The organism is Duganella sp. Dugasp78 (genome assembly GCF_059491455.1).
In genome coordinates this window covers 914633-929955 of the sequence record NZ_CP168506.1, presented here as the reverse complement: position 1 = coordinate 929955, position 15323 = coordinate 914633, and the positions used below count along the sequence as shown (strand labels likewise).

The window sequence follows — 15323 nt, the reverse complement described above, 5'->3', positions numbered from 1 at the left end:
ATCTAGATAATTTATTCTACATTCATCAACTCGGGAGTGCGGAATGGAAGCAATACGCAGTCATAAGATTTCACGGCAGGCAGGACGCTCATGAGCAGCGTCCTGGCCGCCCTGGTGCCCGCCGTCGGCTGGGCGCTGCTGCACTTCATCTGGCAAGGCCTGTTGATCGGCTGGGCCGTGGCGCTGGCGATGTATGCGCTGCGCGGCGCCCGCCCGCAGACCCGTTATGCCATCGCCTGCGCCGGCATGCTGCTGTGCGCGGCGCTGCCGCTGGCCAGCATCCTGGTGCAACTGGCCGACGCCTCCAGCGGCAGCGGTTCCGCGCCATTGCTGCGCGTGCTGGCCGGGCAGGGTGCCGATATCGCGGGCGCCGCCGGCCAGGGCTCGGCCGCCGCCGTGCCGGCCCTGTTGGGCGACGGCACGCTGTCCACCGTTGAAACCGTCTTGCGCCGCCAGCTGCCGTGGGTGGTCGGCCTGTGGCTGGCCGGTGCCGCGCTGATGTCGCTGCGGCTGGCGCTGGGCCTGCAATGGGTGGCCGAGCGTACCCGTGCCGGGCAATACACCGTCAATCACTACTGGCAGCGGCGCTTGTCCGAACTGGCGCGCCGCTTCGACATCGAACGCCATGTGCGGCTGGGCGTGGCCGATCTGCTGGACAGCCCGATCACGGCCGGCTGCTGGCGTCCCATCGTGCTGGTGCCGACGGCGCTGGTGAGCGGCATGCCGCCCGATCTGCTGGAGGCCTTGCTGGCGCACGAGCTGGCGCATATCAAGCGGCACGACTACCTGGTCAACCTGATTCAAAGCGCGATCGAGATCGTGCTGTTCTATCACCCTAGTGTTTGGGCCCTGTCACGCAGGATACGGATCGAGCGGGAACAAATCGCCGACGACCTCGCGGTGGACATGCTTGGCCAGCCCCAGAGGCTGGCAAAGGCCCTGTCGGAACTGGATCGGTTTCAGTTCGACACCACACAACTAGCCCACGCGGCTCACGGAGGAAATCTCATGTCTCGTATTAAACGCCTGCTGCGTCCCGATGTTGAACCGGTCAGCTGGAAAATGGCCTTGCCCCTGATGGGATTGTTTGCCGCCGGTGCGGTGTTCTACGCGCACGCCGCGCCGCAGCCGCCGGCCGCGGCCGCCATCGCGCAGGTTGAGCAGGTGGCCGACGTCGCGCAAGTCGAGCCGATAGAGCCGCCAGCAGCACCGGAAGCTGCCGCGCTTGCCGCTCCGGCTGCGCCGGCCGCACCGGCAGCGGCCGCCGAACCGGCCCGACCTGCCGAGGCCGCTGCACCGGCAGCGCCTGCCGAGCCTGCGGCAGCCGCGGAGCTGCCCGAGCCGCCCAAGCCTCCTCGCGTGGCGGCAGCCGCTCCCGCGATGCCTGCCTTGCCGGCGGTTCCTGCAGTCCCGGCGGTTCCTGCAGTTCCTGCAGTTCCGGCGGTGCCAGCGCCACCGGCACCGCCAGCGCTTCCGGCCGGCGCGCAGGTTTATCACTTTGACCACTACTCCTCGCCAGGGCGCGACGGCCAGCGTTCCGGCTATGCGCTGGTACACGCCAACAAGGAAAACATCACCGTCTCGGCAGCGCACCAGGACCTCTCCAAAATCGAGAACGCACGCCGCGCCGTCAAGGGCGACTTCATCTGGTTCCGCGACGGCGACAAGGCCTATCTGATCCAGGATCCGGCCGCCATCGCCAAGGCCGACGAAGCGTGGGCCGCCGTCAACCGCATCGGCGAGAAGATGGACGCTCAGGGCAAGAAAATGGATGCCCAAGGCAAGGTCATGGACGCGCTGGGCCGGCAGATGGAAAAGCTGGGCCGGGATACCGAAGGCAAGACCCAGCTGGACATGGATCGCCAGCAGCGCCTGATCGAACGGGTCGGTCGCCAGCAGGAAGCGATCGGCCGCCGCATCGAGCAGGCCGCGCGCGAACTGGGTGACGACCCGACCCCGGAAAAGCTGCGGCGCTTCCACGAGCGCCAAGCCGCGTTGCAGGCGGAAATGGCGCCGTTGCAAAGCCAGATCGCGCAATCGCAACGCGAGCTGGCGCCGCAGCTGGAGAAAATCCAGGCCATGCAAGCGCCGATGCAAGCGCTGAGCAAGCAGATGTCCGAAGTCGGCAAGCCGATGGCGGAGCTGGGCCAGGTCATGGGCGAGCTGGGCCGCGAACAAGCCAGGGCCAGCCGCGAAGCCGAGCGCACCATGAAAGAGCTGATCAAGGACGCCATCAAGGCCGGCAAAGTGGTCCCCGCACCGTCCGCATAAAACTGGGGTCAAGTCTGACATTCGGACACGGCCTCTGCCGTAGCGAACGCTACGGCAGAGGTCGTGTCCGAATGTCAGACTTGACCCCAAGGCCGGTATAATCACGGGATGCACAATCTTCTTCATAATCTCAACGACGAACAACTCGCCGCCGTGACCCTGCCGGCACAAAGCGCCCTGATCCTGGCGGGCGCCGGCTCCGGCAAAACCCGCGTACTGACTACCCGCATCGCCTGGCTGATCCAGACCGGCCAGGTGTCGCCGTCCGGCATCCTGGCGGTGACCTTCACCAACAAGGCCGCCAAGGAAATGATGACGCGTTTGTCGGCCATGTTGCCGATCAATACACGCGGCATGTGGATCGGCACCTTCCACGGCCTGTGCAACCGCCTGCTGCGCACCCATCACCGCGACGCCGCGCTGCCGCAGACCTTCCAGATCCTCGACAGCCAGGATCAGCTGTCGGCCATCAAGCGCCTGATCAAGGCCAACAACATCGACGACGAGAAGTTTCCGCCCAAGGAGGTGATGTACTTCATCAACGGTGCCAAGGACCAGGGCCTGCGCGCCGACAAGATCGAACCCTACAACGCCGACGAGCGCAAGAAGTGCGAGCTCTACCAGCTGTACGACGACCAGTGCCAGCGCGAAGGCGTGGTTGATTTCGCCGAGCTGCTGCTGCGCACCTACGAGCTGCTCTGCCGCAACCAGCCGCTGCGCGAGCATTACCAGCAGCGCTTCAAGCACATCCTGGTCGACGAGTTCCAGGATACCAATGACCTGCAATACAAGTGGCTCAAACTGCTGGCCGGCCACGGCGAACGCGACGGCGGCAGCGCGCTGTTCGCCGTCGGCGACGACGACCAGAGCATCTACGCCTTCCGCGGCGCCAACGTCGGCAACATGAGCGCCTTCGAGCGCGAGTTCAAGGTGCAGAACCTGATCAAGCTGGAGCAGAACTACCGCTCCCACGGCCACATCCTGGACGCCGCCAACGTGCTGATCGCCAACAACAGCAAGCGCCTGGGCAAGAACCTGCGCACCGACGCCGGCCACGGCGAGCCGGTGCGCGTGTACGAGGCCAGCTCCGACCTGGCCGAGGCGCAGTGGATCATCGAGGAAACCAAGAACCTGATCGCCGACGGCGCCGCCCGCAGCGAGATCGCCGTGCTGTACCGCTCCAACGCACAGTCGCGCGTGATCGAGCATGCGCTGTTCTCGGCCGGCATCCCGTACCACGTGTACGGCGGCCTGCGCTACTTCCAGCGCGCCGAGGTCAAGCACGCGATCGCGTATCTGCAGCTGATGGACAATCCGCACAACGATTCGGCCTTCCTGCGCGTGGTGAACTTTCCGACGCGCGGCATCGGCCTGCGTTCGATCGAAGCCTTGCAGGCGGCGGCCGACCAGCACCGCATTTCCCTGTACGCGGCCGTGCCTTATGTGGCGGGCAAGGCCGGCTCGTCGCTGGGCGGCTTCGTCAAGTTGATCGAGGGCGCGCGCTTTGAAACCCAGCAGATGGCCTTGCCGGAACTGGTGCGCGTGGTGCTGGAGGCGTCCGGCCTGCTGACCCACTACCAGACCGAAAAAGAAGGCGCCGACCGCATCGAGAACCTGGAACAGATGGTCAGCGCGGCCACCCAGTTCGTGTCCGAGGAAGGCTACGGCCAGGGCGCCCCGGCGCATCTGGGCCCGCAGGCCCAGGCACAGGCGGGCGCGCCCATCGTCAACCAGGACGGCTTCGAGATCCTCGACGCCGACGCCGCGCTGCCGACCGTGATGTCGCCGCTGTCGGCCTTCCTGTCGCACGCGTCGCTGGAGGCGGGCGACAACCAGGCCACCGCCGGCCAGGAAGCCGTGCAGATGATGACGGTGCACTCGGCCAAGGGGCTGGAGTTCAACAACGTCTTCATCACCGGGCTGGAGGAGGGCTTGTTCCCGCACGAGAGCAGCTCGCGCGAGCACGACGGCGTGGAGGAGGAGCGCCGCCTGATGTACGTGGCGATCACGCGCGCGCGCCAGCGCCTGTACATGTGCTTTGCGCAGACCCGCATGCTGCACGGCCAGACCCGCTACAACATGAAGTCGCGCTTCTTCGACGAGTTGCCGGAGGAATCATTGAAGTGGCTGTCGCCCAAGGTGCAGTCGCATTGGTTCGCCAACAAGAAGTCGACCTGGGACGCGGCGCCGCTGGTCGGTTCGGACAACGCCATCGCGCAGAAGATCGCTCAGAAGTCGTCGGGCTCCGGCTGGCGCATCGGCGAGTCCGTCGCGCACGGCAAGTTCGGCGAGGGCGTGATCGTCAACATCGAGGGCAGCGGCAACAACGCCCGCGCGCAGATCAACTTCGGCAGCCACGGCATGAAGGTGCTGGACCTGAGCATCGCCAAGCTGGACCGGCTGGGCCGCTAGCCGGCGGACTCAGGCCGCGGCGCCGGCCAGTGCGCGCCGGCGCTGCAGCGCGGCGCGCACATACGCCAGCGCCGGCGCTTCCACGCAATGCCAGCTGAACACCGACAACGGCAGCACGATCGCCAGCGTGGCCGCCAGCAGGGTCCAGATGCCGGACGGCGGCAGCACGTTTTTCAGCATGATCATCACCGGCCAGTGATAGATGTAGATGGCGTAGGAGTAATCGTGGCGCTGCAGATGGCGCCAGCGCAGCAGCTGCGAACTGCCCACCCACAGCGCCAGCGTGATGCAGACCAGGTTGACGCCGAACACGGTCAAGGCCTGGTGTTCCAGGGCCAGCCAGCGCGTCGAATTCAAGGCCAGCAGCACGCAGGCGGCGATGAACGGGCGCGGGCCGCAGCGCACGTCGGCGGCCAGCGTTTGCAACAGCATGCCGCTCAGGAACAGCGTCCACAGCCGCGCTTCCCACACATAGCCGGCCAGCACGGTCGGAAACTGAAACGCCGCCACCGCCAGGATCAGCGACATCGCCATCATCCAGCGCCGCATCGGCAGGATCGCTGCGAAGCCGATCAGCGCCACCATCACATACATGCGGCCTTCCCAGTACACCGTCCACAGCGAGCCGTTCAGCGCCGCGCCGCCCAGCACCTTGGGCAGCGCCAGCTCGGTTGGCGGGATGATGTAGACCAGCCAGTGCAGCATGGCGCCGTTGAAGATGTAGCGCCACGGCGCCGGGTCGGCCAGGCCGGCGATGCCTTCGGCCGAGAAGAAGACCACGGCGACGACGGTGGTCAGCGCCAGGCAGACGAACAGGCCCGGCACCAGGCGCGTGACGCGGCGCGCGATGAAGCGCGGCAGGTCGGGATCGCGCATCCAGCTTTGCGTGATGAACAGGCCGCTCAGGACGAAGAAGACGTCCACCGCCAGCGCGCCGATGTCGGCGGTCGGCGGCAGCAGCGCGCTGAACGGATCCGGCCCCGGCGCCACGGTGCGGTGTACGCCGGCGTGGTACAACACCACCAGCAAGGCGGCCACCAGCCTCACCAAATTGAAACTGTTGTCGTTCGATTCGATGGCGGCGGCCAGCGTGCGCGGTATAGTCATGGGGCGGAAAAAGATTAAGGAGCGGGTGGCGCGGCCGGCGGCGCGCTGGCCTCGGGCGTGCCGAAGATCTGGCGGTAGCAGGTGTACAGCGTGCAGTGCATCAGCACCACCATGATCAGGAAGATGGTGAAGATGGCTGTCACTTCCAGCTGCGCCGAATCGAACACCAGCATCGGGATCATGCTGCCGACCTGGAACATCAGGAACAGCACGATGGCCGCCGTCAGGAACGCCCGGATGTCGCGGCACACCGCCACCACGCTGAAGAACAGCGCCTTGGCCAGCGTCATGTTCTGCCAGTAGATCAGCGGCGCGGCCAGGCAGGTCAGCATCCAGCCCAGCATGTAGATAGCGGACGAGACAAACAGGGCGCTGCGGGAATTTTCCAGCAAGTCCTTGTCCATCGGGATCTGACGCGTGGCCATCTGGATCAGCACGCCGTCATCGAGCCAGCTCAGCACCGCCAGCGCGAGCAGCATCACCAGCAGGTACAGCGCGCCCAGGCCCAGCAAGGCGTTGCGCGCCGGCTTGCGGAAGCCGCTGAACACCAGGTTCGGCATGGCGCGCTTGTCGTGGTCGATGTCGGCGCAGGCCTGCAGCATGGCGATGGTGAACATCGGCGCCAGCAGGGTCGGCGCCACCGAGCCGAGCAGGGGCACCACCAGCGAGAACAGCGACATGAACATGCAGCAGAAGAACAGCGCCATCAGCGCGCCCGGCTGCCTGCGGAACAGCTGCATGGCCTGCTTGACCCAGTGCCAACCGGCCTTGGCGGGGAGTTTGTTCATCCGCGCAATCCCGGCGCCGGCGTGGCGATGCGTTCGCGCAGGATGCGTTCGAAGTGGGTCGGGTCGTGCGGCGTCAGCATCTCCGCTTCGCGCGGCTGGTGGAAGTCGTACAGGCGCGACAGCCAGAAGCGCAGCGCCGCCGCCCGCAGCATCGGCTGCCAGGCGGTCTGTTCGGCGTCGGTGAACGGCCGCACGGCGTGGTAGGCGTCCAGCATGGCGCGCACGCGGGCGGTGTCCAGCACGCCGGTGTCGAGGTCGATGCACCAGTCGTTGACGGTGACCGCGACGTCGAACAGCCAGGTGTCGCAGCCGGCGAAGTAAAAGTCGAAGAAGCCGGTCAGGCGTTCGCCGTCAAACATGACGTTGTTGCGGAACAGGTCGGCGTGCACCGGGCCGCGTTGCAGCTGGTGGTAGGTGTCGCAGCCGGCAAACGCCTCCTGGAAATGCATCTCGGCGCGCAGCAGGTGGGCGCAGCCGTCGTCCAGGAAGGGCAGCACCAGCGGCGTGGTCTGGTTCCACCAGTCCAGGCCGCGCAGATTGGGCTGCTGCAGCGGATAGTCGACGGCGGCCAGGTGCATGCGCGCCAGCATGGCGCCGACGGCGGCGCAATGCACCGGCTGCGGGTCCATCTGCGACTTGCCTTCCAGCTTGCTGACGATGGACGCCGGCTTGCCGTGCAGCGCGACGATCAGCTCGCCCTGGTCGTTGGCGACCGGCGCCGGCACCAGCACGCCGCGGTCGGCCAGGTGGTGCATCAGTTTGAGGTAAAACGGCAACTGTTCAAAAGACAGGTTCTCGAAGATGGTCAGGACGTAGTCGCCCGCTTCCGTCGTCAGGAAAAAGTTGCTGTTCTCGATGCCGCTGGCGATGCCTTTGAGCGCCAAGGGCTGGCCGAGGGGGAATTGCTTGATCCACTGGGTAAGGTCGTCCAGGCTGACCGGGGTAAACACTGCCATGAGAAAACTTGATGAGGTTCGGTGAACGGCGCCGCCGTCGGGGCGGGCGCCGGGGGACGCCCGCGCAGGGCGGGCGCTCGCTTTATTTCACGGCAGGCGGCGCGGTGGTGTCCGTCGAGCCGTCTTCTTCCGTGGTTTTTTTCTTTTTCTTGCCGATGTCGAATTCCATCACTGTCCATTGGGGGCCGCGGTTGGCGCTCCCCATGGCATCGCCGGGTAGGGCGGTGCCGGCCGGGCGGTTCGGCTTCAGCGTGTAGGTGCTGGGACCACTTTTGACGGTCGCTTCCACCACCTGGCCGCTGTTGTCGCGCTTTTCGGTGATTTTGTGCTCCGGCGTCGGCTTGGCGGTCACGGTGATCGGATCGTCGGCCACTTCCTCGATTTTTTCCAGTTTTGGCGGCGCCTGGCTCGGGGTCGACTGGGCGAACGCGGTGTGGGCGCTGAGCGTCAGGAGGAGGGCCGGCCAGAGGATGGAGGTGCGCGTCATGATGGATCGCCTTAGGGTAAGGAACGGGTGTGAAAAACCGTCAAAATTTTATGTATGATCCATTGTAACAAACAGACACGCCTCGCTGTTTTTAAAAGCCGATTTCCCCACGGCGCCGGTGGGATATTGTTGTTTTGAAAAGACCGTGGCGGGCAGGCGGAAGCGCCGCCAAAACCTGCGATAATGCGGCATTCGTGGCCTTGCCGCCATTGTTGCGCGGCGCCCTCACCCATATCTAGTGTCTATGCAAAATACCCTGCTGTTAGTTGACGGTTCCAGTTACCTCTATCGCGCCTTCCACGCGCTGCCCGACCTGCGCAGCCCGGACGGCCATCCGACCGGCGCCATGCACGGCATGGTCAATATGTTGCGCCGTCTGCGCGCCGACTACCCGGCCGCCTACATCGCCTGCGTGTTCGACGCCAAGGGCAAGACCTTCCGCGACGATATGTACCCGGAATACAAGGCCACGCGGGCCTCGATGCCGGACGACCTGCGCCTGCAGATCGAACCCATCCACGAGGCGGTCAAGGCCATGGGCTGGCCCATCCTGATGGTCGAGGGCGTGGAGGCGGACGACGTCATCGGCACGCTGTCGGTGCAGGCGGCGCAGGCCGGCATGAACGTGGTGGTGTCGACCGGCGACAAGGACCTGGCGCAGCTGGTCAACGACAAGGTCATGCTGATCAACACCATGACCAACGAGAAAATGGACGAGGCCGGCGTGCTGGCCAAGTTCGGCGTGCCGCCGAACCGCATCATCGACTACCTGACCCTGATCGGCGACACCGTCGACAACGTGCCGGGCGTGTCCAAGTGCGGCCCGAAGACCGCGCTCAAGTGGCTGAGCGCCTACGACTCGCTGGATGGCGTGATCGCCAATGCCGCCCAGATCGGCGGCGCGGTCGGCGAGAACCTGCGCAGTGCGCTGGAATGGCTGCCCAAGGGCCGCGAACTGATCACCGTGAAGCTGGACTGCGACCTGTCGGCCCACATGGCGACGATCAGCGAATCGCTGGTGGCGCGCGGCGAAGACCAGGAAACGCTGCTGGCCTTCTTCAGCAAGTATGGCTTCAAGACGCTGCTGCGCGAGCTGGGCGCGGCCACGCCGCAGGCGCCGGTCGGCAAGGCGGCCGCCGAGCCGGCGGCCGGCGGCGCCGTCTCCGCCAACCTGGACATGTTCGGCGAAGCGCCCAAGCTCGACACCCATTACGAAACCGTGCTGACCGACGCCCAGCTGGACAAGTGGATCGCGCTGATCGACGCCGCCAAGCTGACCGCGGTCGACACCGAAACCACCTCGCTGGAGCCGATGACGGCGCAGATGGTTGGCATTTCGCTGTCGGTGGAGCCGGGCGTGGCCTGCTACATCCCGGTCGCGCACAGCTACCAGGGCGTGCCGGAGCAGCTGTCGCGCGAGCACGTGCTGGCCAGACTGAAGCCGTGGCTGGAAGACGCCGGCAAGCTCAAGGTCGGCCAGAACCTGAAGTACGACAGCCACATCTTCGCCAACCACGGCGTCCAGCTGCAGGGCATCTATCACGACACGCTGCTCGAATCGTATGTCTTCGAATCGCACCGCACGCACGACATGGACAGCCTGGCGCTGCGCCACCTGAACCACACCACCATCCCGTTTGTGGACGTGTGCGGCAAGGGCGCCAGCATGATCACCTTCGACAAGGTGGAGATCGGCCGCGCCACCGAGTACGCGGCGGAGGACGCCGACATCACGCTGCGCCTGCACCTGGCCATGATCGGCGAGGTGGAAAACGACGCCAAGCTGAGCTTCATCTACCGCAACATCGAACTGCCGACCGCCGTGGTGCTGCAAAAGATCGAACGCAACGGCGTGCACATCGACGCCGAGCTGCTCAACATCCAGTCGGCCGAGCTGGGCGCGCGCATCGTCGAGCTGGAGGCGAAGGCGCACGAGCTGGCCGAGCAGCCGTTCAACCTCGGCTCGCCTAAGCAGATCGGCGAGATCTTCTTCGAGAAGCTGAAGCTGCCGGTGGTGAAGAAGACCCCGAGCGGCGCCCCGTCCACCGACGAGGAAGTGCTGCAAAAGCTGGCCGAGGACTATCCGCTGCCGAAAGTGCTGTTGGAATACCGCAGCCTGTCGAAGCTGAAATCGACCTACACCGACAAGCTGCCGAAGGGGATCAACCAGGACACCGGCCGCGTGCACACCAACTACGCGCAGGCGGTGGCGGTGACGGGGCGGCTGGCCTCCAACGATCCCAACCTGCAGAACATCCCGATCCGCACCAAGGAAGGCCGCCGCATCCGCGAAGCCTTCATCGCGCCGCCGGGCAGCCACATCGTCTCGGCCGACTATTCGCAGATCGAGCTGCGCATCATGGCCCACATCTCGGGAGACGAGAACATGCTGCGCGCGTTTGCCGAGGGCGTCGACATTCACCGCGCCACGGCCGCCGAGATTTTCGGCGTGCCGCCGGAAGAAGTCAGCAGCGAGCAGCGCCGCTACGCCAAGGTCATCAACTTCGGCCTGATCTACGGCATGAGCGCCTTCGGCCTGGCCGGCAACCTGGGCATCGAGCGCAGCGCCGCGCAAAGCTATATCGACCGCTACTTCGCGCGCTTCTCGGGCGTCAAGCAGTACATGGACGACACCCGTTTGCAGGCCAAGGCGCGCGGCTACGTTGAGACGGTGTTCGGCCGCCGCCTGTGGCTGCCGGAGATCAATTCGCCCAACGGCCCGCGCCGCCAGGGCGCCGAACGCGCCGCGATCAACGCGCCGATGCAGGGCACGGCGGCCGACCTGATCAAGCTGGCCATGGTGGCTGTGCAGGATTGGCTGGAAAAGGATAAGCTTGGCACCCGGATGATCATGCAGGTGCATGATGAACTGGTGCTGGAAGTGCCGGACGCCGAACTGGCGCTGGTCAAGGAAATGCTGCCGAAGCTGATGGCTGGCGTGGCGGAGCTGAAGGTTCCGCTGACCGCCGAAGTGGGTGTCGGCAAAAACTGGGACGAGGCACACTAACCGCCGTCGTTCCCGCGTAGGCGGGAACCCATAGTACGCTGGGCGGCATGCTCGGCATGGATTCCCGCCTGCGCGGGAATGACGGTGCTTTCTACTATCGGAGGAATCGCATGGATGATTTGAGGCAGGACGCAGAGAGTTTGCTGACCAAAACCAGTCTGTCGGACGGTGTCGACCGCCGTGACTTCCTGAAGGTGGCGCTGGGCACCGGCTTTGCCGCCGCCGCGCTGCCGGTGGTGGCGCAAAACGTCATCAAGACCGACACCGCCGGCCTGACCGCCGGCACCATCACCCTCACGGTCGATGGCGTGCAGGTGCCGGTCTACCGCGCCCAGCCGGAAGGCAAGACCAAGCTGCCGGTGATCCTGGTGGTGTCGGAAATCTTCGGCGTGCACGAGCACATCGCCGACGTCGCCCGCCGCTTCGCCAAGCTGGGCTACCTGGCGCTGGCGCCGGAGCTGTTCGTGCGCCAGGGCGATCCGCAAAAGGCCGCCTCGATCGCCGAACTGCAACGCGACATCATCTCCAAGACGCCGGACGCGCAAGTGATGGCCGACCTCGACGCGACCGTGGCCTGGGCCAAGGCCAACGGCGGCGACGGCGACCGGATCGGCATCACCGGCTTCTGCTGGGGCGGGCGCATCACCTGGATGTACGCCGCGCACAACCCGAGCATCAAGGCCGGCGTGGCCTGGTATGGCCGCCTGGTGGGCGAGAGCAATCCGGTGACTCCCAGGCACCCAATTGATATCGCTGGATCTCTGACCGTGCCGGTGCTGGGCCTGTACGGCCTGAAGGACACCGGCATCACCCAGGACTCGATCGCGGCGATGAAGGCCGCATTGGCCAAGGGGCCGAATAAGGCAACCTTCGTGGTCTATCCGAATTCCGGCCACGCCTTCCACGCCGACTACCGCCCCAGCTACGTCGAGGCGGACGCCAAGGACGGCTGGAACCGCGCGCTGGCCTGGTTCAAGCAGAACGGCGTCGCCTGAGCGCTGTTTCAGGGGCTTTTGGCCAAAGATGAGCATAAAACCGGGCCGGGCGGTAAAATAACGCCCCCGGCCTGCGCGCAGCTACGCGGTCCCTGCTACAAGAGGCTATAACATCGATCCCGTACTCATCTCCATCCTACTGGCCACCACGGTCGCCGGCGTCGTCAGCATCACCGCTGCCGCGGCGTTCTCGTTTACGCTGCTGTCGAAAGTGGTGGAGCGCATGGTCAGCCTGTCGGTGGGCATCATGCTGTCGACCTCCCTGCTGCACGCCTTGCCGGAAGCGTTTGAATCGCAAGCCAGCGCGCGCAGCCTGTTCGGCACCTTGCTGGGCGGGCTGCTGGCCTTCTTCCTGCTGGAGAAGATGGCCATCCTGCGCCATTCGCACCACCACGAGGGCGACGGCCACCACCATCATCACGGCCACGACAAGCGCGAGGCGGGCAAGGCCGGCTGGATGATCCTGGTCGGCGACGGCATGCACAACTTCACCGACGGCATCCTGATCGCGGCGGCCTTCCTGGCCAATCCGGAGCTGGGCCTGGTGACGGGGCTGGCCATCATCGCGCACGAGATTCCGCAGGAGATCGGCGACTTCATCGTGCTGCTCAACGCCGGCTTCACGCGCACGCGGGCCTACGTCTACAACTTGCTGTGCAGCCTGTTGTCGATCGCCGGCGGCTTGCTGGGCTACTACACGCTGGACCGCGCCAGCAGCATGATCCCGTACGTGCTGGTGTTTGCCTCGTCGGGCTTCATCTACATCGCCGTCAGCGATTTGATGCCGCAGATGCAGCGCCGCGCCACGCTGCGCGAAACCATCCCGCAAGTGCTGCTGATTGCGCTCGGCGTCGCCATCGTCCTGTTCCTGACCCACGGCCACTGAGGCTTGTGACCGCTCAATCCGGCGCGCTTGCACCAGGCGGCGCCGGGAGTATCATGGTGGGATGAACTCCAGAAAAAAAAAGCAAGCTGAGGCATTAGCGGCATTATCCGCCGCCGACCGCGCGCGGCTGGAACGGCTGGCCAGTCTCGCAGACGTGACTCCGGAACACCTCTGGCCTGATGTATGGCTCTACGGGTTCGAGGATGTAGAGGACGGGGTGCGGGCCGATCTTGAAGCTGAAGAAGATATTGCCGCTGGCCGTACCATTCCAAATGACGAAGTCATGGCGGAAGCACGGCGCATAGTGGAGAGTTATGCCAAGCGGAAGCGGAACGCCGGCTAAGCTTCCGGTGCGCTGGAATTCGCGCGCGCGAACCTCGCTGAATAACTCGCTGCATCGCATCGGGGCACAAGATCCCGGCACCAGCATTCTGATTCAGCAACGAGTTTCCGCCGCGTTGGATGCCATCGCCATACAGCCGGGGATAGGCACGCTCACGCGGCGCCGCAATACCCGACGATTTCTAATTGCCAAAACCGGGCATACGATCGAATACACCGTTGTTGGCGGTGAAATCACAATTACGCGCTGGGTGCGGCAGGCGCGCGTGCGAAAAATCTAGGCAGCGCCAGTGGCGACCGGCCGGGCCGGGTCGGCGCACCATTCGCTCCAGGAGCCGGGGTAGAGCGCGGCGCCGGGCAGGCCGGCCACTTCCAGTGCCAGCAGGTTGTGGCAGGCCGTCACCCCCGAGCCGCATTGCATGATCGCCTGCGGCGCGCTGGCGAACAGCGGTGCGAATTCCTCCTTCAACCGCGCGGCATCCTTGAAGCGGCCGTCGGCGTTCAGGTTGTCCTTGAAGAAGCGGTTTTTCGCGCCGGGAATATGGCCACCGACCGGATCGATGGTCTCGTTCTCGCCGCGATAACGGTCGGCCGCGCGCGCGTCAACCACGGTGCGCGCCTGCGTCGCCAGGTTGGCCACCACGTCCTCCACCGATACCGTCGGCGCCAGCGATGGCTGCTCGTGGATCGTGCCGCGCGCGCGGGGCGCCTCCGGCGTCACCATCGGCAAGCCCTGCGCCTGCCATGCGGCCAGGCCGCCGTCCAGCACCGCCACCGCCGGATGCCCCACCCAGCGCAGCAACCACCACAGGCGCGCCGCGAACATGCCGCCGTGCGCGTCATACGCCACCACCTGCGTGTTGTCGTTGATGCCCCAGCTGCGCAGCGTGTCGATCAGCGCGGCGCGCTCCGGCAACGGATGGCGGCCGCGGAACTTGCCGTCCGCTCCCTGCTTGGCGCCCGACAGATCGGTATCGATGTTGGCGAACTGCGCGTTCTGGATATGGCCGATGGCAAAGCCGTCGCGGCCCGCGTTCGGGTTCATCAGGTCATGGCGGCAATCGAGTATCACCCAATTGTCGTCGGTCAGGTGCTGGGACAGGTCGGTGGCGCTGATCAGGGTGGTGTGCATATTCCGGGTTTCCTTAGACTTCGCTGGCGATCGGATCGGTAACGGCAATGGCCTTACCGCGCTCGGTGTTACGCGTATTGTAAAACGTTGTGGCCACACCGGACACCAGTATCACGCCGATGCCCGTCCAGCTAAGCCAGCTGAACACGTCGCCGAACACGAACACGCCCCAGACGCTGGAAAACACGATGCCGGTGTATTGCAGGTTGGCCACCACCAGCGTCTGGCCCAGGCGGTAGGCGCGCGTCATGGCGACCTGCGCGCTGGTGGCGCAGATGCCGATGCCCAGCAACAGCAAGCCGCCGTGCACGCTGGTGACCGGATGCCACACCGCGCCCCGGCCGCCGGCCTGCGCATAATTGCCGGCGATGCCTGCCACCAGGTTCATGATCGCGAAATAGAACACCACGCGGTTCTCGGGCTCGCCCGCCAGCCCCAGCTTGCGCACCTGCAGGTAAGCCATGGCCGACAGCACGCTGGAAGTGAGCGCGATCAGCGCCGGCGTCAGTTGATTGGAATGGAAGGCCGGCTGCAGCAGCAGCGTGACGCCGACAAAGCTCATGCCGACTGCCGCCAGCAGCGGCCACCTGACCTGGTTCCTGGCGTGCCACCAGCCCATCGCGAACAGCCACACGGCGATCCAGATCGGCGCCATGTAGTTGAGGGTCATGGCGGTGGCCAGCGGCAGCTTGGCGATGGCGTAGAACCACAGCCACAGCGACACCACGCCGACCAGTCCGCGCCACAGGTGGGCGCCCGGCATGGTGGTGGTGAATTTGCCGCCTTGAAGTTTGATGATGGTGAACAGCATGATCACGCCGACCACGCCGCGGTACATCACGATTTCGGATGTGGAGAACTGCTCCGAGGCCAGCTTCACGCACACCCCCATCGCGGCGAACATGAAACTGGCGAACAACATCCAAAGTGACTGCATCGG

General features: G+C 65.4%; 12 protein-coding genes and 1 pseudogene. 7 read left to right on the top strand and 6 right to left on the bottom strand.

Annotated elements, in window-relative coordinates:
• Nucleotides 1–90: 90 nt before the first annotated feature.
• Both ACEN9O_RS04110 and ACEN9O_RS04105 read left to right on the top strand, forming a co-directional pair.
• Nucleotides 91–867, top strand: a pseudogene (locus ACEN9O_RS04110) (M56 family metallopeptidase); the annotation flags it as partial.
• Between the two features lie 1512 nt (nt 868–2379).
• Nucleotides 2380–4683 (top strand): UvrD-helicase domain-containing protein, encoded by a 2304-nt coding sequence (locus ACEN9O_RS04105; protein ID WP_495616375.1) that lies wholly within the window; start codon nt 2380–2382, stop codon nt 4681–4683.
• Between the two features lie 9 nt (nt 4684–4692).
• Here ACEN9O_RS04105 and ACEN9O_RS04100 read toward each other — a convergent pair whose 3' ends face one another.
• The 4 genes from ACEN9O_RS04100 to ACEN9O_RS04085 all read right to left on the bottom strand — a co-directional run bounded on the left by ACEN9O_RS04100 (nt 4693) and on the right by ACEN9O_RS04085 (nt 8021).
• Entirely contained in the window at nt 4693–5790 is a 1098-nt protein-coding gene (locus ACEN9O_RS04100) for an acyltransferase family protein (protein ID WP_495616374.1), read from the bottom strand.
• A 14-nt stretch (nt 5791–5804) separates the two neighbouring features.
• Nucleotides 5805–6578 carry a BPSS1780 family membrane protein gene (locus tag ACEN9O_RS04095; protein WP_495616373.1) on the bottom strand — a complete coding sequence of 258 codons (774 nt, stop codon included), beginning with the start codon at nt 6576–6578 and terminating at the stop codon, nt 5805–5807.
• Nucleotides 6575–7534: a homoserine kinase gene (locus ACEN9O_RS04090; RefSeq protein ID WP_495616372.1), complete on the bottom strand. Its 960-nt coding sequence runs from the start codon at nt 7532–7534 to the stop codon at nt 6575–6577. The genes ACEN9O_RS04095 and ACEN9O_RS04090 overlap by 4 nt, the downstream gene beginning before the upstream one ends.
• Before the next feature lie 82 nt (nt 7535–7616).
• On the bottom strand, nt 7617–8021 hold the full coding sequence (locus ACEN9O_RS04085; RefSeq protein ID WP_495616371.1) for a hypothetical protein: 405 nt from the start codon (nt 8019–8021) through the stop codon (nt 7617–7619).
• 244 nt (nt 8022–8265) lie between these two features.
• Between ACEN9O_RS04085 and polA the strand changes: the two genes are divergently transcribed.
• The 5 genes from polA (at nt 8266) to ACEN9O_RS04060 (ending at nt 13532) form a co-directional block, all read left to right on the top strand.
• On the top strand, nt 8266–11028 hold the full coding sequence (polA, locus tag ACEN9O_RS04080) for a DNA polymerase I (protein ID WP_495616370.1): 2763 nt from the start codon (nt 8266–8268) through the stop codon (nt 11026–11028).
• 110 nt (nt 11029–11138) lie between these two features.
• On the top strand, nt 11139–12023 hold the full coding sequence (locus tag ACEN9O_RS04075) for a dienelactone hydrolase family protein (RefSeq protein ID WP_495616369.1): 885 nt from the start codon (nt 11139–11141) through the stop codon (nt 12021–12023).
• A 127-nt stretch (nt 12024–12150) separates the two neighbouring features.
• Nucleotides 12151–12909 carry a ZIP family metal transporter gene (locus tag ACEN9O_RS04070; RefSeq protein WP_495618424.1) on the top strand — a complete coding sequence of 253 codons (759 nt, stop codon included), beginning with the start codon at nt 12151–12153 and terminating at the stop codon, nt 12907–12909.
• Between the two features lie 61 nt (nt 12910–12970).
• Nucleotides 12971–13252 (top strand): hypothetical protein, encoded by a 282-nt coding sequence (locus ACEN9O_RS04065; RefSeq protein WP_495616368.1) that lies wholly within the window; start codon nt 12971–12973, stop codon nt 13250–13252.
• Nucleotides 13224–13532 (top strand): hypothetical protein, encoded by a 309-nt coding sequence (locus ACEN9O_RS04060; protein ID WP_495616367.1) that lies wholly within the window; start codon nt 13224–13226, stop codon nt 13530–13532. The genes ACEN9O_RS04065 and ACEN9O_RS04060 overlap by 29 nt, the downstream gene beginning before the upstream one ends.
• Here ACEN9O_RS04060 and ACEN9O_RS04055 read toward each other — a convergent pair.
• Complete coding sequence (locus ACEN9O_RS04055; protein WP_495616366.1) at nt 13529–14383, bottom strand: sulfurtransferase; 855 nt, start codon at nt 14381–14383, stop codon at nt 13529–13531. The genes ACEN9O_RS04060 and ACEN9O_RS04055 overlap by 4 nt on opposite strands.
• A gap of 13 nt (nt 14384–14396) precedes the next feature.
• Nucleotides 14397–15320 (bottom strand): DMT family transporter, encoded by a 924-nt coding sequence (locus ACEN9O_RS04050; protein WP_495616365.1) that lies wholly within the window; start codon nt 15318–15320, stop codon nt 14397–14399.
• Nucleotides 15321–15323: the final 3 nt, after the last annotated feature.